Source organism: Clostridium sp. X, assembly GCF_055755365.1.
Genome location: NZ_CM146912.1, coordinates 277,454 through 298,119, shown reverse-complemented (window position 1 = coordinate 298,119; position 20,666 = coordinate 277,454). Strand labels below are relative to the sequence as shown.

The 20,666-nt window shown below is 30.8% G+C and carries 16 protein-coding genes; 13 read left to right on the top strand and 3 right to left on the bottom strand.

Going from position 1 to position 20,666, the window contains the following annotated elements:
- The first annotated feature begins 14 nt into the window (after window positions 1-14).
- Window positions 15-587: an orotate phosphoribosyltransferase gene (gene pyrE, locus ACX0KU_RS01400; protein ID WP_472991166.1), complete on the top strand. Its 573-nt coding sequence runs from the start codon at window positions 15-17 to the stop codon at window positions 585-587.
- Between the two features lie 46 nt (window positions 588-633).
- Here pyrE and pflB read toward each other — a convergent pair whose 3' ends face one another.
- On the bottom strand, window positions 634-2,880 hold the full coding sequence (pflB, locus tag ACX0KU_RS01395) for a formate C-acetyltransferase (RefSeq protein ID WP_472991165.1): 2,247 nt from the start codon (window positions 2,878-2,880) through the stop codon (window positions 634-636).
- 825 nt (window positions 2,881-3,705) lie between these two features.
- Between pflB and carA the strand changes: the two genes are divergently transcribed.
- From carA to ACX0KU_RS01335, 12 genes are all read left to right on the top strand, one after another.
- The gene (carA, locus tag ACX0KU_RS01390; protein ID WP_472991164.1) at window positions 3,706-4,791 is read left to right on the top strand and encodes a glutamine-hydrolyzing carbamoyl-phosphate synthase small subunit; all 1,086 of its coding nucleotides are present in this window, start codon (window positions 3,706-3,708) and stop codon (window positions 4,789-4,791) included.
- 24 nt (window positions 4,792-4,815) lie between these two features.
- A complete protein-coding gene (gene carB, locus ACX0KU_RS01385) occupies window positions 4,816-8,025 on the top strand; it encodes a carbamoyl-phosphate synthase (glutamine-hydrolyzing) large subunit (protein ID WP_472991163.1) in 3,210 nt (1,069 codons plus the stop codon).
- Between the two features lie 162 nt (window positions 8,026-8,187).
- On the top strand, window positions 8,188-9,051 hold the full coding sequence (locus ACX0KU_RS01380; RefSeq protein WP_472991162.1) for a hypothetical protein: 864 nt from the start codon (window positions 8,188-8,190) through the stop codon (window positions 9,049-9,051).
- 159 nt (window positions 9,052-9,210) lie between these two features.
- The gene (gene tig, locus ACX0KU_RS01375; protein WP_472991161.1) at window positions 9,211-10,503 is read left to right on the top strand and encodes a trigger factor; all 1,293 of its coding nucleotides are present in this window, start codon (window positions 9,211-9,213) and stop codon (window positions 10,501-10,503) included.
- Between the two features lie 136 nt (window positions 10,504-10,639).
- Window positions 10,640-11,224 carry an ATP-dependent Clp endopeptidase proteolytic subunit ClpP gene (gene clpP, locus ACX0KU_RS01370; protein ID WP_472991160.1) on the top strand — a complete coding sequence of 195 codons (585 nt, stop codon included), beginning with the start codon at window positions 10,640-10,642 and terminating at the stop codon, window positions 11,222-11,224.
- Between the two features lie 19 nt (window positions 11,225-11,243).
- Window positions 11,244-12,536 carry an ATP-dependent Clp protease ATP-binding subunit ClpX gene (clpX, locus tag ACX0KU_RS01365; RefSeq protein WP_472991159.1) on the top strand — a complete coding sequence of 431 codons (1,293 nt, stop codon included), beginning with the start codon at window positions 11,244-11,246 and terminating at the stop codon, window positions 12,534-12,536.
- 284 nt (window positions 12,537-12,820) lie between these two features.
- Window positions 12,821-14,506, top strand: coding sequence for an ATP-dependent protease LonB (gene lonB, locus ACX0KU_RS01360; protein WP_472991158.1), 1,686 nt, complete (start codon window positions 12,821-12,823; stop codon window positions 14,504-14,506).
- A gap of 145 nt (window positions 14,507-14,651) precedes the next feature.
- Window positions 14,652-16,970 (top strand): endopeptidase La, encoded by a 2,319-nt coding sequence (lon, locus tag ACX0KU_RS01355; RefSeq protein WP_472991157.1) that lies wholly within the window; start codon window positions 14,652-14,654, stop codon window positions 16,968-16,970.
- A 2-nt stretch (window positions 16,971-16,972) separates the two neighbouring features.
- Window positions 16,973-17,554 (top strand): ribosome biogenesis GTP-binding protein YihA/YsxC, encoded by a 582-nt coding sequence (yihA, locus tag ACX0KU_RS01350; RefSeq protein WP_472991156.1) that lies wholly within the window; start codon window positions 16,973-16,975, stop codon window positions 17,552-17,554.
- A 130-nt stretch (window positions 17,555-17,684) separates the two neighbouring features.
- Window positions 17,685-18,215, top strand: a complete 531-nt coding sequence (locus ACX0KU_RS01345; protein WP_472991155.1) for a hypothetical protein — start codon at window positions 17,685-17,687, stop codon at window positions 18,213-18,215.
- Window positions 18,216-18,254: 39 nt separating this feature from the next.
- Window positions 18,255-18,476 carry a hypothetical protein gene (locus tag ACX0KU_RS01340; protein ID WP_472991154.1) on the top strand — a complete coding sequence of 74 codons (222 nt, stop codon included), beginning with the start codon at window positions 18,255-18,257 and terminating at the stop codon, window positions 18,474-18,476.
- Window positions 18,477-18,574: 98 nt separating this feature from the next.
- Window positions 18,575-19,075 (top strand): hypothetical protein, encoded by a 501-nt coding sequence (locus ACX0KU_RS01335; RefSeq protein ID WP_472991153.1) that lies wholly within the window; start codon window positions 18,575-18,577, stop codon window positions 19,073-19,075.
- Window positions 19,076-19,120: 45 nt separating this feature from the next.
- Here the strand turns inward: ACX0KU_RS01335 and ACX0KU_RS01330 are convergent, their stop codons facing one another.
- Both ACX0KU_RS01330 and ACX0KU_RS01325 read right to left on the bottom strand, forming a co-directional pair.
- On the bottom strand, window positions 19,121-19,465 hold the full coding sequence (locus ACX0KU_RS01330) for a bactofilin family protein (RefSeq protein ID WP_472991152.1): 345 nt from the start codon (window positions 19,463-19,465) through the stop codon (window positions 19,121-19,123).
- A gap of 183 nt (window positions 19,466-19,648) precedes the next feature.
- On the bottom strand, window positions 19,649-20,599 hold the full coding sequence (locus ACX0KU_RS01325; protein ID WP_472991151.1) for a VCBS repeat-containing protein: 951 nt from the start codon (window positions 20,597-20,599) through the stop codon (window positions 19,649-19,651).
- Window positions 20,600-20,666 lie beyond the last annotated feature (67 nt).

Here is a 20,666-nt window from a genome sequence, read left to right as displayed (position 1 = left end):
AGGGGGTAAAAGTTATGAGCAATAATATAAACGTATTAGAAATATTAAAAGAAGCAGATGCACTATTAGAGGGTCACTTTTTATTATCATCAGGAAGACATAGTAATAGATATGTACAATGTGCTAAATTACTTCAGTATCCAGATAAAGCTGCAAAGGTGCTAAGTATAGCTCATGACAAAGTTAAAGATTTAGATTTTGATATAGTTTTAGGACCAGCTATGGGAGGAGTCGTAGTTGCTTATGAACTTGGACGTCAACTTGGTAAGGCGGCCATATTTACTGAAAGAGTAGACGGACAAATGACATTAAGACGAGGTTTTGAAATAAAACCAGGACAAAAGGTTTTAATAACAGAAGATGTTGTAACTACAGGTAAATCATCACTAGAAACTGCAGAAGTTATTAAGAGTTTTGGTGGAGAAGTAGTAGGAATAGCTTCTATAGTAGATAGAAAGACTAGTCAAATAGATCTTCCAATCTACAGCTGTATAGAATTAGAAATAGAAAGCTTTGATGCGGAAGAGTGTCCGCTATGTAAACAAGGTATAGAATATATAAAACCAGGCAGTAGAAATATAAAATAAGAGAACAGGCGGTGTAAAATATACCGCCTGTTCTCTTTTAAATTAGTTACATACTTTCGTGGAAAGTTCTTTTAATAACTTCTAACTGTTGCTCTTTAGTTAATCTATTAAAATGAACTGCATAACCAGATATTCGTATTGTTAAAGTTGGATATTTATCAGGATGTTCCATTGCATCCATTAATGTTTCACGATTAAAGACATTAACATTTAAATGAAAGCCACCCTGAGAGAAATACCCATCCATGATATTCACTAAGTTGATTATTCTTGTATCTTTTTCTTTGCCAAGGGCATCTGGTATTATTGAGAAGGTATTAGAAACGCCATCTTGGCACCATTCTCTGTAAGGTATCTTAGCTACTGAATTTAAAGAAGCTAGAGCACCATTTAAGTCTCTACCATGCATTGGATTTGCTCCAGGTGCAAGGGGTTCTCCTTTTAGTCGTCCATCTGGAGTTGCACCAGTCTTTTTACCATATACAACATTTGAAGTTATTGTTAATGCAGAAAGAGTGTGTTCTGCATTTCTATAAGCACAATGTTTCTTTAGTTCAGATGAGAATTTTTTCACTACTTCTACAGCTATATCATCAACCCTATCATCATCATTACCGTATTTAGGGAAGTCTCCTTGTATTTCAAAATCTACTGTAATTCCATCTTTATCTCTTATTGGTTTAACTTTAGCATATTTTATAGCACTAAGAGAATCAGCGATACAAGACAATCCTGCGATACCGAAGGCCATAATTCTATGCACATTAGTATCGTGAAGAGCCATTTGACTAGATTCATAGGCATATTTGTCGTGCATATAGTGTATAGTATTCATTGTATCTACGTAAAGCTCAGCAACATACTCGATAACCTTCCAGTAGTTCTCTTTAACTTTTTCATAATTTAGAAATTCATCCATAAGCTTTGGAATATGTGGTACAACCTTTATTAAGCTGCCATCGGATTCTCTACTGATTTCATCAATACCACCATTTATAGCATATAGTAATGCTTTGGCTAAATTAGAACGAGCACCGAATAATTGCATTTGTTTTCCCATTTCCATAGCGGAAACACAGCATGCAATACCATAATCATCTCCATAAATAGGTCTCATTAAGTCATCATTTTCATACTGAATTGAATCAGTATCTATAGACATTTTAGAGCAATATTTTTTAAACTCTTCAGGTAATTTTTCAGACCATAATACTGTCATATTAGGTTCTGGAGCAGGACCTAAATTTGATAGAGTATGTAGGAACCTAAATGAGGTTTTTGTAACTAAAGGCTGTCCGTTTATACCTACTCCACCTATAGATTCTGTTATCCAGTTAGGATCTCCAGCAAATAATTCGTTGTAATCAGGAGTTCTTAAGTGTCTAATGAGTCTTAATTTAATTACAAATTGGTCTATAATCTCTTGTGCTTCTGCTTCTGTGATTATGCCATTTCGTAAATCTCTATCTATATATATATCAATAAAGGTTGATGTTCTTCCAAGAGACATAGCAGCACCATTATTTTCTTTTGCTCCAGCTAAATAAGAGAAGTATATGAATTGAACTGCTTCTCTAGCATTTTTAGCAGGTTCAGATATGTCAATACCATAACTTAAAGCCATATTCTTTATTTTTTTTAGTGCTTGTATTTGAGAGGATACTTCTTCGCGAAGTCTTATCATTTCTTCAGTAGCATTTCCTTTTAACTCTTTTAGGTCTTTCTTTTTTTCAGCAATTAAAAAATCAATGCCGTATAAAGATATTCTTCTATAGTCTCCAATAATTCTACCTCTTCCATAAGCATCAGGAAGACCAGTTAAAAGACCTACGTGTCTTGCTGTTTTGCTTTCTTCGGTATAAGCATCAAATACACCTTCGTTATGAGTTTTTCTAAAAGAAGTAAAATCTTTTTTTAAGCTTTCTTGCATAGAGAAGCCATACACTGCTAATGATTGCTCTACCATTCTCATTCCGCCGTAAGGATTCATGATTCTTTTTAAGGGAGAGTCTGTTTGAAAACCAACAATTAATTCATTTTCTTTATCCAAATAGCCAGGTTCAAAATTATCTATACCAGAAAATTTAGTAGTTTCAATTTCTGCTACACCTTCTTTTATTTCCTTTACTATAAGCTGATAACTTTCATCCCATATCTTTTTTGTTTTTTCCGTAGTAGCCTCTAGAAAGCTATCATTGCCCTCATATAAATTATAGTTTTTTTGTATAAAATTTCGTACATTTATTTCTTCTGTCCAATTTCCTAAATTGAATCCTTCCCATTGTTTAAACATATTTGTACCTCCTTAAAAATAATAGGTAAAAAAGTGCGGTTTATAGCGAAAAAAACTGAATTTGGTTTCTTTTATAATTATACTTAGATTATATAATAAAAAAGCAAAAAAGTGAATATTAAATTTGTTTTAAACTATATTTAACAGTATATACCGAATAATATTGTGGTATAAAAGCTCAAAGTACGGAAAAAAGTTATTTGTAAATAGTTCTATTTGAGAATATAAATGATACCACAATAAATACATTGACGTAAAATGTTTTTTATGATAATATAATAGAAAATGAAGTAAACCTTTAAGATGGTCCGAGAGGCTAGGAAGGGAACTATTTATGACTAATATCCTTCTGTCTTAGAGCAGAAGTTTTTTTATACAAAAATTAAAATTGAATATATTAATACCTTTAATTTAGTCCAGAGAGATTAGAAAGGTGCAGGCGTAGATTATTAATATTTAAGCATAGTTAATTGGAATTATCTTAAATTATTAGTCTTGCTCTTCAAACAAGCACTTACAAATCTTTTGCTCTTTGGCAAAAGATTTTTTTATTTTCTTGATTTTAGAGTTAAGCAAAGGAAACTTTATATAAACAATAATAATTCTATTATTTATATATATAATTTAAGCTGATAGTTCTTGTATAAATATTAAAATAAATGTATAATTATAAAAACAAATAAAAAATAATAATAAGAGTATATAGTGTTATATATAGCATTTGAGATATTTATATAGATAAGTATTTAAAAAGAAATGAGAAAATATATGTATAAAGTTTCATGTATGTGCAAAGATATTTATAACTATGAGGAGGTAATAAAAGTGAATGGAATATTGTATCTGGAAGATGGGACAGTTTTAAATGGGAAAGGTTTTGGAAAGAAAGGTACATTTGTAGGAGAATTAGTGTTTAATACTTCTATGACAGGTTATGGAGAGATATTAACAGACCCATCCTATGCAGGTCAAATTATAAATATGACATACCCACTAATAGGAAACTACGGAGTTTCAGAAGAACATTGGGAGTCAAAACAAATACATGCAAAAGGGTTTGTAGTTAAGTCAATATGTGAAGTTCCCTCTAATTATACAAGTGATGAAACAATAAATAATATGATTGAAAGAATGAACGTAGTTGGAGTTTCAGGAGTAGATACAAGAAGTATTACGAAAAAAATAAGAAATAATGGTACTATGAAATGTGTTATAACTAATGAAAATTTAACAATTAAGGAATTAGAGGAAAAGCTTAAAGAATCTGAAATTCAAACTAACTTTGTAGAAAACGTAAGCACAAAAGAAATTTATAATATAAGCGGAAAAGGGCGTAGAGTAGTTTTAATGGATTTTGGAGCAAAAACTAACATAATAGAAAACCTAAAAGAAAGAGATTGTGATATAACTGTAGTTCCTTTTGATACAAGCTTTGAGAAAATAATGGAGCTTAATCCAGATGGGGTAATGCTAAGTAATGGACCAGGAGACCCGAAGGACATTCTAGAGGTGGTTGAAACAGTGAAGAAAATAGTTAAGACTAAGCCGACTTTTGGAATATGCTTAGGGCATCAGATATTAGCACTTTCTTTTGGCGGAGACACTTATAAGATGAAGTTTGGCCATAGAGGCGGAAATCATGGGGTATATGATATAGAAAAGGATAAAGCTTATATAACAGCTCAAAATCATGGATATGCTGTTGATAGAGAAAGTATAAAAGATAAAGATTTAACTGTAACTCATATAAATTTAAATGATGATACTGTAGAAGGAATTAAACATAATTTTTTACCAGTATTCTCAGTACAATTTCATCCAGAGGGGTCACCAGGACCAGGAGATTCAGATTATTTATTTGACCAATTTGTATATTATATGGATAAAGGTGTTAAGAGAGAAGCTATATAGGAAAACATCTAAGGAGGTAATGTTATGGCACTAGATAAAAGCTTAAAAAAGGTTTTAATATTAGGTTCAGGACCGATAATAATAGGGCAAGCGGCAGAATTTGATTACTCAGGAACTCAAGCTTGTAAGTCTATAAAAGAAGAAGGTATTGAAACAATACTTGTAAATAGTAATCCGGCTACAATAATGACGGATTTAAATATGGCTGATAAGGTGTATATTGAGCCTTTAAAAGTAGATGTTTTAGAAAAAATAATAGAATCTGAAAGACCAGATGGAATATTAGCTGGTTTTGGAGGACAAACGGCTTTAAATATAGCTATGCAACTTCAAGAAATGGGAATATTAGATAAGTATAATGTAAAGCTACTAGGCATAAATAGCGATTCAATTAAAAAAGCTGAAGATAGAGATGAATTTAAAAAGCTGATGATTGAGATTGATGAGCCTATTCCTGTAAGTGTTATTGCAACAAATATGCAACAGTGCAAAGACTTTGTAAAAGAAAATGGTTTACCTATAATAATAAGACCAGCATATACCTTAGGAGGAACAGGTGGCGGAATAGCAGAGACTATGGAGCAATACTTAGATATATGTGAACTAGGGTTAAAGTTAAGTCCAATTAGCCAGATACTTCTTGAGAGAAGTGTTGCTGGATGGAAGGAACTTGAGTATGAGGTTATAAGAGATAAAAAAGATAATTGCATAATAATATGTAACATGGAAAATTTAGATCCAGTGGGAGTTCACACAGGAGATAGTATAGTAGTAGCTCCATCTCAGACGTTGACAGATAAACAATACCATATGCTTAGAAATTCTGCTCTTAAAATTATAAGAAGCTTAAAAATAGAGGGTGGCTGTAATATACAGTTTGCATTAAACCCATTTAGTGAGGAGTATATAGTTATAGAGGTTAATCCAAGAGTTAGTCGTTCTAGTGCTCTTGCTTCAAAGGCAGCTGGATATCCAATAGCGAAAATTGCATCTAAGATAGCTATAGGCTATAGTTTAGATGAACTTAAAAACTATGTAACACAAAACTCAAGTGCTTGCTTTGAGCCAGCTTTAGATTACTTAGTAGTAAAAATGCCTAAGTGGCCTTTTGATAAATTCAATACTGCAGCAAGAAAGCTTGGAACTCAGATGAAGGCAACAGGGGAAGTTATGGCAATAGATAGAAACTTTGAAAGTGCATTTATAAAAGCTATAACCTGTTTAGAAGGAAAAATGATAGGATTAAAGCTTGAAAATGGAAGTGAATTATCAGAACAAGAGTTAATTAATAAAATAAAAATGCAAGATGACCAGAGAATATTTGCTATAGGAGAGGCTTTAAGAAGAGGGATCACAATAGACTATATATGTGAAATAACTAAAATAGATAAGTGGTTCTTAAGCAAAATAAATAACATTATTCAAATAGAAAAAAGACTTGAAAGTAAAAACATTGATAATGAACTTATATGTGATGCAAGTTCAATGGGTTTTACAGATGAGCAGATAAGTAAACTATCAAATGTAGAAGTAAGGGAAATAGAAATAGTTAAAAAGTTAAAGAATATATATCCTGTATATAAAATGGTTGATACATGTAGTGGAGAGTTTGAAGCAAAAACTCCTTATTATTACTCTTGCTATGATAGTGAAGATGAGAATGTAGTTACTGAAAAAGAGAAGATTATGGTTATAGGATCAGGGCCAATAAGAATTGGGCAAGGAATAGAATTTGACTACTGTTGTGTTCATGGAGCATGGGCTATTAAAGAAGCTGGATATGAATCAATTATGGTAAATAATAATCCAGAAACAGTAAGTACAGACTTTGATATATCAGATAAACTTTATTTTGAATCTCTGTACATAGATGATGTTATGAACGTTATAAGAAAGGAAAATCCGAAAGGAGTAGTACTTCAGTTTGGAGGACAGACATCTATTAACTTAGCAGAGAAGCTATGTAAAAGAGGAGTAAATATATTAGGTACTAGCTTTGAATCTATAGATTTAGCAGAGGATAGAGAAAAGTTTAGAATGTTACTTGAAGAGTTGAATATAAAAACACCAACAGGAAGTGCGGTTACTAATGTAGAGGAAGCTTTTAAAGCTGTAGAAAAGCTAGGATATCCAGTAATAGTAAGACCTTCTTATGTTATTGGTGGTAGAGCTATGGAAGTTATATATGATGATGTAGCCCTTGAAAAGTATATGAAGGAAGCAGTTAGTCTAAGTGATGAAAATACAATAATTGTAGATAAATATATAAGAGGAACAGAAATTGAAGTAGATGCTATATCAGATGGAGAAGATATATTAATACCAGGAATAATGGAGCATATAGAAAGAACAGGAGTACACTCAGGAGATAGTATAACTGTTTACCCTTATATAACTCTAAGTGAAGATGTAATTCAAATTCTTATAGAAAACACTAAAAAGATTGCAAAAGCTTTAAAGATAATGGGATTGGTAAATATACAATATGTATTTGATGGAAAAGATGTATATGTAATAGAAGTAAATCCAAGAGCTTCAAGAACTGTACCTATATTAAGTAAGGTTACAGGTGTTGAGATGGTTAATATAGCTATACAAATTATGCTTGGGAAAAAACTAAAAGAGATGAGTTATGGAACAGGACTTATAAGAGAAAATGCTATGTATGCTGTTAAGGTTCCGGTATTCTCTAATGAAAAACTTGTTGATGTAGATACTTATTTAGGACCAGAAATGAAATCTACAGGAGAAGTTCTAGGAATAGATACGGATTTAAATAAAGCAATATATAAAGGCTTTCTTGGAGCTGGAATAAATATAGAAACAGAAGGATCTATTTATGTATCACTAAAGGATGTAGATAAGTTAGAAGGTATTAATGTAGTAAAGGAATACTATGATTTAGGATTTAAAATCTACAGCTCTAAGGGTACTGGAGAAGAACTACTAAAAAGTGATATTCAATGTGAAGTAATAGAATTAGACAAACTTTTTGATCTTATATCTAATGGAGAGATAAGTTTAGCAATTAATACTCCAACTAAAGGAAATAATAATGCTAGTAATGGATTTAAGATAAGAAGAAAAGCATCAGAATATAAAGTTCCAGTATTCACTTGCATAGATACAGCAAAAATATTTTTAAAGGCTATAGAGCTTGTTAAAAGTGGAGAAAAAGTTGAATATAGACCTTTAAATTATTATTTTGATAATAGCAAAACTAGTTTAAATTAAGAAAAAGAGCTAAAGATTTTAAAATCTTTAGCTCTTTTTGTATAATATAATTGTATAAATGCAGAAAATAGTATTATAATTTATAGTGTGTAATTACATGTATAAATATAGGAGAAAAGCTAATATGTATACTAGCGAAAGATTTAGGCAGGGGGTGGAATAGTGCCAAAGCCAAGTATTTTTAGTAGAGACTATGATGAAAAAATGAGAAAAAGAAAGAGAATAAGAAGTGCAATACTAGGTGTTTTGGTTGTGCTAGTGATTCTGATATCTGTATTTGGTGGAACTATTAAGAGTATTGTTAATAAAAGAAGTGAATTTGGATTTGATAAGTTAAAGACAAAGATAACTGGGATGATTATATCTAAGAATTATGAAAAAGAGAAGATTAAAAATACTACTACTAATAACAAAGAGATATTAAAAGAAGATAATAAAGTAAATGAAAAGAGTAGTCAAGATAAGGTATCTAAAAATGAGAACGACAATAAAAAAAATATCAGTAAAGTAGAAGAGCAATTAATAAAATTATCAAATGAACAAGAAATAAAACTTCAATACAATATGATAAATAATAAAAAACAATATATAGGAATACTTCCAAATACAATAAATTATGACATAAGCCCATCAAAACAGAATATAATACTTATAGAGAATCTAACACAGAATATGATTATTATTGATAACAAGGGAAATATAAAAGATATAACCAAGAAACAATATGTATCTAGCAAGGGAACTATTTTTGATAAAAATAAAATACTACAAAATAATAAAGAGTATATTTGGTGTAGTTCTCCAAAATTTCTAAATGAAGATTCCATATTATATATGTCTCAGTTACCATGGTTTAATAAAGGAAGTATAAAATATTTATGGAAGTATAGTATAAGTACTGACAAGCACCAACATAATTTATTACCACAAGGTGGAGAGATTGAAGGCAAAAAAATAATATATGGAAATATATCTCCACAAGGTATTGAGATTATATTTGATGGTAAAAAAGCTATAATAAAATAGAAATAGCTTTATTTGTTAAAAATCATTGTTGTTATAAACGTTTTTTAGTATAATGTTTATTATGAAAAAACTCGTATGCTATTTGTAAAAAAAATATAATGTATGTTATAATATATAGAGCAAATAAGTATTTACGGTAATTTAGGAGGAATTAATATAATGAACACAAAAGTAGAACAATTAGAAACTAACGTAGTTAAATTAGAAATAACAGTAGAAAAGGCAAAGTTTAACGAAGCTATACAAAAGGCATATAAAAAAAATGTAGGTAAATTCAATATTTCTGGATTTAGAAAAGGAAAAGCTCCTTTAAATATTATAAAAAAATATTATGGAGAAGGAGTATTTTATGAAGATGCTATAAACTATTGCTGTGAAGATACATATCCATTAGCTATTGATGAACATAACATAACACCAGTAGACTATCCAAAAATAGACATAGTTGAAATTGGTGAAGATAAAGATTTTGTTTACACTGCAGAAGTTACAGTTAAGCCAGAGATAAAGCTTAACGATTATAAAGGATTAGAAGTTAAAAAGGTTACATATAATGTAACAGACGAAGATGTTGAAAAAGAATTAAAAACAATGCAAGACAACAATGCAAGAGTTTCAACTAAAGAAGACGGAACAGTAGAAAATGGCGATATTGCTATTATAGATTTCAAGGGATTTGTTAATGATATTCCTTTTGAAGGTGGAGAAGGTGCTGATTATTCACTAGAAATTGGTTCAGGAACATTTATAGACACTTTTGAAGAACAATTAATTGGATTAAAAGTTGGAGAAGAAAAAGATGTAAATGTTAATTTCCCTGAAAACTATGGAAAAGAAGATTTAAATGGTAAGCCAGCATTGTTTAAAGTTACAATTAAAGAGATAAAAGTTAAAGAAGTACCAGCATTAGATGATGAATTTGCTAAAGAGGTTTCAGAATTTGATTCTTTAGACGAGTTAAAAGCTGATATTAAAACAAAATTAGAAGAAAACAATAAGACAAGAGAAAAAGTAGAATATGAAGAAGCAGTTGTTGACGCAGTTTGCTCAAAAATTGAAGTTGAAATTCCGCAAGTTATGATTGATAAAGAAATAGATATGATGCTTAAAGATTTAGAAATGAGATTACAATATCAAGGATTAGATCTTCCATCATACTATCAATATACAAACAATACAGAAGCAAAAGTAAGAGAATATATGAAAGAAACTGCTGAAAAGAGAGTAAAAACAGAATTAGTTCTTGAACAATTAGTTAAGGAAGAGAATATTGCAGTATCAGAAGAAGAACTACAAGAAAAAGCATTAGCTATGGTTCAACAATACGGAAGCGATAAATCAGAGAAATTAGTTGAGGCTATAATGGAAGCACAAAAGCCACAATTAACTGCTCAAATAGTTAATCAAAAGGCTGTAGAACTTTTAGTTAATAACAGTAAAGAAATAGTATAAGATAAATTAAATTAATTGCCAGAAATATTTCTGGCAATTAATTTTATAATAAATTACTCTAAATTATGAATATCATAGTTAATATAGGTGATAATCATAATAGTATATTAATTTATTTTAAGGAGGAGAGAAAAAAATGAGTTTAGTACCAGTGGTAGTTGAACAAACGAACAGAGGAGAAAGATCGTATGATATTTACTCAAGACTATTAAAAGATAGAATAGTGTTCTTGGGAGAAGAAGTAAATGATGTTACAGCAAGTCTTATTGTTGCCCAGCTATTATTCTTAGAAGGTGAAGATCCAGATAAGGATATATATCTTTATATAAATAGTCCGGGTGGATCAATTACATCTGGAATGGCTATATACGATACAATGCAATATATAAAGCCGGACGTATCTACTATATGTGTAGGTATGGCAGCTTCAATGGGAGCATTCCTATTAGCAGCAGGAGCTAAAGGTAAGAGGTTTGCACTTCCAAATAGTGAAATAATGATACATCAACCTTTAGGTGGGTTCAAAGGGCAAGCTACAGATATTGACATACATGCTAAGAGAATTTTAAGAATGAAAGATAAATTGAATCAAATACTTAGTGAGAGAACAGGCAAACCTTTAGATCAAATTAAGAAAGATGTTGAAAGAGACTATTTCATGGAGGCTATAGAAGCTAAGGAATACGGATTAATCGACGACGTTATAACTAGAAAGAAATAAGGCTAAGTGAGGTGGAAGAATGTCCAAATATGAAGATAAGAAACAATTAAAATGTTCATTCTGCGGAAAGGGTCAAGAACAAGTAAAAAGATTAATAGCTGGACCCGGAGTATATATTTGTGATGAATGTATAGACTTATGCTCCGAAATAATAGCAGATGAATTTGAAGAAAATGTTCAAACAGACATCAGCGCACTTCCAAAACCTAGCGAAATAAAAGATTATCTAGATCAATATGTTATTGGTCAAGACAGTGCTAAAAAATCGTTAGCGGTGGCTGTATACAATCACTATAAAAGAATAAATTCAAATGTTGAAATGGACGATATAGAACTTCAAAAAAGTAATATACTTCTTCTAGGTCCAACAGGTTCTGGAAAGACCTTACTAGCACAAACTCTAGCTAAACTTTTAAATGTTCCATTTGCTATAGCAGATGCAACTACTTTAACAGAAGCTGGATATGTTGGAGAAGATGTAGAAAACATACTTTTAAAGCTAATTCAAAATTCAGATTATGATATTGAAAGAGCTGAAAGAGGGATAATCTATATTGATGAAATAGATAAGATAGCTAGAAAATCAGAAAATCCTTCTATAACTAGAGATGTATCAGGAGAAGGAGTTCAACAAGCTTTATTAAAGATATTAGAAGGAACTGTAGCATCTGTACCTCCACAAGGTGGAAGGAAACATCCTCATCAAGAATTTATACAAATAAATACATCTAACATATTATTTATTTGTGGTGGAGCTTTTGATGGAGTTGATAAACTTATTGAAAAGAGAACTAGAAAAGCTACATTAGGCTTTGGATCAGAAATTGAATCTAAGGAAAAGAAAGATGTTGGTCAAATATTAAAGAACATAGTTCCGGGGGATTTATTAAAATTTGGACTTATACCTGAATTTGTAGGAAGAGTACCAATTCTTGTAACATTGGACTCACTAGATAATGCAGCTCTTATACAGATTTTAAGTGAACCTAAAAATGCTCTTGTAAAGCAATATCAAAAACTTCTTTTAATGGATAATGTAGAATTAGAATTTAAAGAAGAGGCATTAAGACTTATTGCAGATGAAGCTATAAAGAGAAAGACTGGAGCAAGAGGACTTAGAGCTATAATTGAAGACATAATGAGAGATATAATGTTTGAAATACCAACTCGTGAAGAAATAAGTAAAGTTATTATTAACGAAGATACTGTAACAACAAAGCAACCAGAAATTATTTTAACTGATGGCGAGCCAAGGCAGGCTATTGCACAGCAAAAGCGTAAAAGAAAAAAAAGAGGAATAGAATCAGCATAATATTTTTAAAAAATAGCTTATATGATAAGGTGTAGAGTTTACGAATCTATACTTTGTTATACAAGCTTTTTTCTTTTTATAAGAATTTTAAGACGTAAAATTCTTAAATGAATCATTATTAAAAATTAAAAAAAGAGAATATATTCCCTTAGTTTGCACAAAATATAAGTAGGAATCCTAAATTTACAATTTGGTGATATTTGCTTACTCATTGGAAAAATGAGAAGGAATTTCTGCTCGGTATAACATAATTAATAAAGTACTGCAAAGGGGATGATATATTTATGACGGGATCAGTGTTAAGTGTAATAAGTTTAGGTGTGACGATAATTATGGGGATGTATTTTTTTAATGCGCTTAAAGAGCAGGCTGGAGGAAAGATTACAATAACTAAAGAAAACAAAAAAGAAATGGATAAGTTGAAGAAAATGAGAAGTATTAAATTGACTGAACCATTGACAGAAAAAAGCAGACCAATATCTTTTGATGAAATAATAGGTCAGGAGAAGGGAATTAGAGCTTTACAAGCAGCTATTTGTGGCCCTAATCCTCAACATGTAATAATTTATGGACCTCCAGGAGTGGGAAAGACTGCGGCAGCAAGACTGGTACTAGAAAATGCTAAGAACAAAAAGCTGTCGCCTTTTACAGAGAATGCAAAGTTCGTTGAGATAGATGCAACTACTGTTAGATTTGATGATAGGGGCATAGCAGACCCACTAATAGGTTCAGTACATGATCCTATATATCAAGGAGCAGGTCCACTAGGAAGTGCTGGTATACCTCAACCTAAGGCAGGAGCAGTAACAAAAGCTCATGGTGGAATTCTCTTTATAGATGAAATTGGAGAACTACATCCTATTGAAATGAATAAGTTATTAAAAGTTATGGAAGATAGAAGAGTGTTTTTAGATAGTGCATATTATAATTCAGAAGATCCAAATATGCCCGCTTACATAAAGGAAGTTTTTGATAATGGACTTCCAGCAGATTTTAGACTTATAGGTGCTACAACAAGAAGTCCGGAAGAGATATGTCCAGCTATAAGGTCAAGATGTGTGGAAATATACTTTAGAGCACTTTTACCAGAAGAGAATGAGTTAATATGTCAAAATGCAATTGATAAAATAGGATTTAAAATAGAAGAAAAGGCTAAAACGTTGGTAGGTAAGTATTCAAATAATGGAAGAGATGCAGTTAGTTTAGTACAACTGGCTTCAGGCATAGCTTTAAATGAAGATAGAGATTTAATTCTTGTGGAAGATATGGAGTGGATTATTGAAAATGGCCAGTACACACCAAGGCCAGAAAAAAATATTCAAGATGAACCACAAGTAGGTTATGTAAATGGGTTAGCTGTCTATGGAGCTAACATGGGAGTTGTAATGGAGATAGAAGCTAGTGCAGCTAGAGTAGTATCTGGAAAAGGCAAACTAACAATAACAGGAATAGTAGAAGAAGAAGAAATAAGTAGTATGAATAAAAAGATCATGAGAAAAAGTACAGCGAGAGCTTCTGTTGAAAATGTTCTTACTGTATTAGGTAACATATATGATATAGATTTTACTGAATATAATATACATGTAAACTTTCCAGGTGGAATGCCTGTAGATGGACCTTCAGCAGGAATAAGTATGGCTACAGCAGTATACAGTGCTATAACTGGCACATTAGTTGATAATAAGGTAGCAATGACAGGAGAAATATCTCTTCATGGGAATGTGAAACCGATAGGCGGAGTAAATGCAAAAATTTCTGCAGCTAAGAAAGCAGGAGCCAAACAAGTAATAATTCCAAAAGAGAACTGGCAAGATAGGTTTAAAACTGAAGATGGAGTAAGAATTATTCCTGTATCTAATATTAGAGAAGTTATAGATATAGCTTTAATAAAAGAAAATGGAGAAGAGAAAGAAGAGACTATATTAGAAATAAATCCCAATGTAGATATTCTAACAGCAGAATCAATTTAATGATTAGCCCTTTTATCAAACCCTGGTAAAAGGGCTAATCATTAAATTCGTTGAAAAAAAATTAGTTTATGGTTATAATAGCATAGTACAAAATATTTCAGTAACATGTACCAATATAATATTAAACTAGAAATGAGGGAAAACCATGGAAAAACAATTAAAAGTTCTTCCTTTGATTCCATTGAGAGGTATAACAATATTTCCTCATATGGTATTGCACTTTGATGTAGGCAGAGAGAAGTCTCTTTTAGCTGTTGAAGAAGCAATGTTAAATGGTCAAGAAATTTTTTTAGCACCACAAAGAGAAGCAAAAATTGAGGAACCAGAAGAAGAGGATATCTTTGATATAGGAACTATTTGTAATATAAAACAAATATTAAAGCTTCCAGGAGATACAGTTAGAGTATTAGTGGAAGGTGAATATAGAGCTAAACTAATTAAGTATATAGAAAAAGAACCTTTTTTTAAGACTGAAGTAGAGATATTACTAGATAATGAATGTGTAGATGATAAATGTGAAGCATTAATGAGATTAGTTAAGGATGCTTTTGAAGAATATGCCAGACTATCTAATACAGTATCTACAGAAATACTAATAAGTTCTGATGAGTTAGAGGAACCTGGAAGATTAGCAGATGTTGTAAGCTCCTATCTAGCATTAAAAGAAGATAAAAAACAAGAATTATTAGCAACTTACGATGTATACACAAGACTAGAAAAACTTTTATTAATTATTAAGAGCGAAGTTGAAATTTTAAAGCTTGAAAAAAAGATAGGAAAGAAAGTAAAGAGTAAAATTGATAAATCGCAAAAAGAGTACTTTTTAAGAGAACAACTTAGAGTAATACAAGAAGAACTGGGCGAAGACGATGAAAATAAAAAAGAGATAGATGAATATAATAAGAAGATAAAAAAATTAAAGCTACCTAAAGAAGTAAAAGAGAAGGCTATTTATGAATTGAATAGACTAAAAAATACAGGAAGTTATTCCTCAGAAGGTGGAGTAATAAGAACTTATCTAGATTGGATATTAGATATACCTTGGAATAAGAAGACGGATGATAATTTAGATATAAAAAGAGCAAGAGAAATATTAGAAGATGAACACTACGGTTTAGAAGATGTTAAAGATAGAATAATAGAATTTTTAGCAGTTAAAAGCATAAGTAAATCTCTAAAAGGTCCTGTGCTTTGTCTAGTTGGACCTCCAGGAGTGGGAAAGACATCTATTGGAAAGTCTATTGCTAATGCGCTAAATAGAAATTTTGTTAGAATGTCACTAGGTGGAGTTAGAGACGAAGCTGAGATAAGAGGACATAGAAGAACTTATGTAGGAGCAATACCAGGAAGAATAGTATATGGAATGAAGCAAGCTGAATCTAAAAATCCTCTTTTCTTACTAGATGAAATTGATAAGCTCAATGGAGATTTTAGAGGAGATCCTGCTAGTGCTCTTTTAGAAGTACTGGATGCTGAACAAAATAATACATTTAGAGATCACTATTTGGAATTAGACTTAGATTTATCAGAGGTTATGTTTATAACAACTGCAAATAGTCTAGATACAATACCAAGACCTCTTTTAGACAGAATGGAAGTAATAGAAGTTTCAGGTTATACTTATGAAGAGAAGTTTCATATAGCTAAAAGGCATTTAATTCCTAAACAATTTACTGAACACAGTATAGAAGAAGGTAAAATAACTATTTCAGATTCTGCAATTTATAAAGTTATAGAGGATTATACGAGAGAGTCAGGGGTAAGAAGCTTAGAAAGAAAAATAGCCTCTGTAGTAAGAAAAACTATTGCAGATATGTTAGAAAAGGATAAAGATAAAATAAATGTTACAGCGACTCATGTAACTAAATACTTAGGTCCTGAGATATATACTTATGATAAAGTAGATAAGCAAGATAAAATTGGAGTTGTTACAGGAATGGCTTGGACGGGATATGGTGGAGATACACTTCCAATAGAAGTTACTGTAATGCCTGGAAAAGGAAGACTTCAACTAACTGGTCAACTAGGAGATGTAATGAAAGAGTCTGCAGAAGCAGGATATAGTTATGTAAGAGCTAATGCTAATAAATATAATATAAATGCAGATTTTTATAAGGAGAATGACATACATATTCATGCTCCGGAAGGTGCTGTTCCTAAAGATGGTCCATCGGCAGGTGTAGCAATGATAACTGCTATGGTTTCAGCTTTAAGCAATACTAAGGTTAAACATAATGTTGCAATGACAGGAGAGATAACTCTTACAGGAAGAGTTCTTCCTATTGGAGGATTAAAAGAAAAAACTTTAGCAGCTTTTAGAGCAGGTATAGACCTTATAATTATTCCTAAGGCAAATGAAAAAGATTTAGTTAAAATTCCTAAATCAATTACAAGTAAAATGAAGGTTGTATTGGCAGATAAGATAGAAGATGTTTTAGAAAATGCGCTTGTTAGAGGAGAATAAATATGATAATGGTTAAAAATTCTGAGTTTATAACATCAGCTGTAAAACCTTCTCAATATCCCATTGATAATAGAATTGAGGTAGCTTTTGTTGGAAGATCCAATGCAGGTAAATCTTCACTTATAAATACGGTTACTAATAGAAGAAAGCTTGCAAAAACTAGTTCTACTCCTGGAAAAACAAGACTAATAAATTTCTTTTTAATAAATGATGAAATTTATTTTGTTGACTTACCAGGGTATGGATTTGCTAAAATCTCAAAGAGTGAGAAAGAAAAATGGGGAGATATGATAGAAAAGTATTTAGTTGATAGACCACAATTAAAAAGAATAGCTCTCTTAGTAGATTCAAGACATAAGCCTACTAAAGAAGATATTCAAATGTATGAGTGGATTAAATACTATGATTATGAAGTTATAGTAGTAGCAACTAAAAGTGATAAGTTAAAGAAAAATGATTATCAGAAGAGTAAAAAATTAATAAGAGAAACTTTAAATATTAGAGAAGAAGATAAATTCATTTTCTTTTCATCTTTAAGTAAAGAAGGTAAGGATGACCTTTTAGAACTTCTTATAAATGGCTAGAATACTAAGGTTTATAGATATACAGATAATATTATTTGTATATCTTTTTTTTGTGTCAAAATAAATATAAGTGAATAGTATATAGTATAAACAAAAGAAAAAGAAGGATGGGCAGAAAGGGGGAGGTAAAGTGGAGCTAAACAATTTAGAGGGTATAAGCTCTTGGATAAACAGTTTAACTGGCGGAGCTAAAGCTGGAGGTCTCGGCGACATTGGCAAACTTACTGGACTATTAGGTACAAGAGGACTTAGTGGAATAGGACTCGGAAACAAGTTTCCGATAGCCTTAATATTACTTCTTCTGGTTCTATTTGGTAACAGAGGTGGCTATGGTAGCAACCCACAACAATATGCTTGCTGCTGTTACAAGAGAAAACATCGAAGACACCATAGAAGATGTTGTTGTAATGAAAGTTATGGCTATGGAAACCAATGCTGCGGCTATGGTGGATATGGCCAAGGAGGATACGGCGGTTACGGCGGTGTTGGAGGAGGTAGTAATATAATATTTATTATAATATTATTATTCTTAATCCAACTTGGAAAAAGAACTTACCCATTAGCAGAAAGTGCTGCAGGTAATATCTTCAACTTTAATGCCGGAGACGTTTTAGATACCCATGATGATTATGAATATAAAGATACTGACGACGAAGAATAAACTACATTGAAACCATGGCCCAAGAAGGGGGGGTATATCATGTCAAGAAGACACAGAGAATGCGGATGTGGATATGGACCAGTTAGCCCAGTAGCAGGATTAGGATGCGGCGGATTTGATCCTTGTAAATTAGCATTGTTCTTATTAATATTAAAAAGAGCATGTATAATCGACCACGAAACAGCAACAATTTTAATATTCTTATTCTTACTTTGCTGTAAAGGCTTTGGAGGTATAAACAGAGGCATATGTGCATGCTAGTAAGAAACTAAAATCAGGGAGGGCTATATGCCCTCCTAATTTATAAGGTAATTATCCTTGTACAAATACAAGAATTATATTTATAGAGAGGTGAGAATATGTCAAAGCATAGGAGGCATAGTAGAGACTATGCAAATTATGATGACTTAGGAAATATGAATACTGGAATTGGTAATCTTGGAAGTATATCATCCTTATTAGGAAATATAGATATAAACCAAATAGCCTCTCTTTTAAGCTCATCAGGTATTCTAAATGGATTAAATAATCCAAATAGTAACACAGAAGGAGAACAAAAAGAGGGTCTTCAAAATATTTTAAATAATATAGATATAGGACAGATACTTAGTCAAGCAACTAATTTAAATAACATGATGAATAGTAATATTAATAATGAAGTTCAAGAAGAGGAACCAAGAGAAAGACATAGTAAGAGTAGACCACAGAAAGAAAGAAATAGCATACAACAAGCACATACTCAAACACAATCACAAGACTCTATTACAGTGTTATTGAATGCAATAAAACCACTAGTGACACCAGAAAGAGCTGAAATAATAAATAGAATTATTGAGCTTTATATTCAAGGAAAAATATAATATGAAGTTAAAAATATAAACTTCCCTTTTAGGAAGTTTATATTTTTATATATAGGATAACATATTACAGTTTCCAGTAAATTTTCCACCTTGAGAAATAACTAAGTTGGGCATAGTAATATCACCAACTATTTCACCGAATTCTTCTATAGTTAAAGTTTCAGAACAAATAATATTTCCTTGAATTTTACCATTAACTAAAGCATTTTTACAAGAAATATTGCCAATACAAAGGGATGATTGATCTAAAACAATAGTATCTTCCCATAGAATATCCCCTTCTACTAAACCGTCAATTTTCAGAAGTCCACTTCCAGTGAAGGAGCCTAGAATTTTACAGTTTTGACCAATAAGATTTTCAATCTTATTCATATCTTTATCATTAAACACATAATTACCCCCCATAATATAATATGTATATAAAGTTTTTTAGTAAGTGAATAAATTTTTCAAAAGAGGTTAATATAAATAATGTACACGGAAGAAATAACATGAGAGATATGTGTTATATCTTCACTAGTGCTAAAACCCCCCATCCCCCTTTTGATTGGGACCGCATAAGCGGTCCGTTTTTTATTTGTTCTCTAAAGCTATAGAATAAATTTTAAAATAGAAGCTATCTTTTGAGTTATCAAAAGTTCTTAAATTTACTTTAAGAGTAAAATTTTTCGATTCATTTGATTTAATAGAAGTTCCTCTAAAGTTTAAAGTCCACTGTATATGGGTTGGGTCTCCATTATTATTAGATTTTATATCAGTAAATAATGCATCTTGAAAAATAAAATTGTTTCCCATGTAAGGTAATGAAGAAAGTATAGAAAGTGAAGATGAAGGTATTACAGGATCAAAAATTTCTGCAGAGGATTGTACATAGTTCTGAGATGCGTTATTTATGTTATTAATAAGATGTAGTATAGTATCCTTACCCATAAAAGTATCTGAGTATACATAATGATATTTTTCTAATTTATTTTGAATTAATATATAATTAGAAAGTATAAAATTATTTTGTTTTAGTGTACCAGAAACTATTTTTGGAGTCTTATTATTTGTACAGTCTAAAAATCCAATAATGTTGTTAGAACTACAAAATATATCTTCAAACTTATCCTTTTTATTGTATAAAAAAATATGTTGAATAGGATTATTATTTTGAGAAGACTGAACAAATATTTCAGGAATCTTATCTCTAGAGATATCTAGTAGCTTAAGTCTCATAGGCCAACTTGAAGAATAATCGCCTAAAGTATCTAGCGTAGTATGGGGGTCTAAATATAAGCTTTCTTTTTCCGTATTGACTTGAAGAGAATACTTATCCTTATTTTTAGTTATGTAAAGAAGATCCTCTTTCCCATCACCAGTTAGGTCGGCTTTAATAGCTTTATCATTTGAATTTAAACTGAACATAGTTGAAATGTAATTCGTATCTGAGATTCTAGAAAAAATAAAAAGCATAAATACAACAAGTGTTAATATAAAGTAGTAAATATGTTTTTTTCTTAAGAATAACACTCTTAATTTCAATTCAGCCACCTCCTTTTATTTATATGTATGAAGAATAACTTAAAAATATTTATAAATCATAATAATA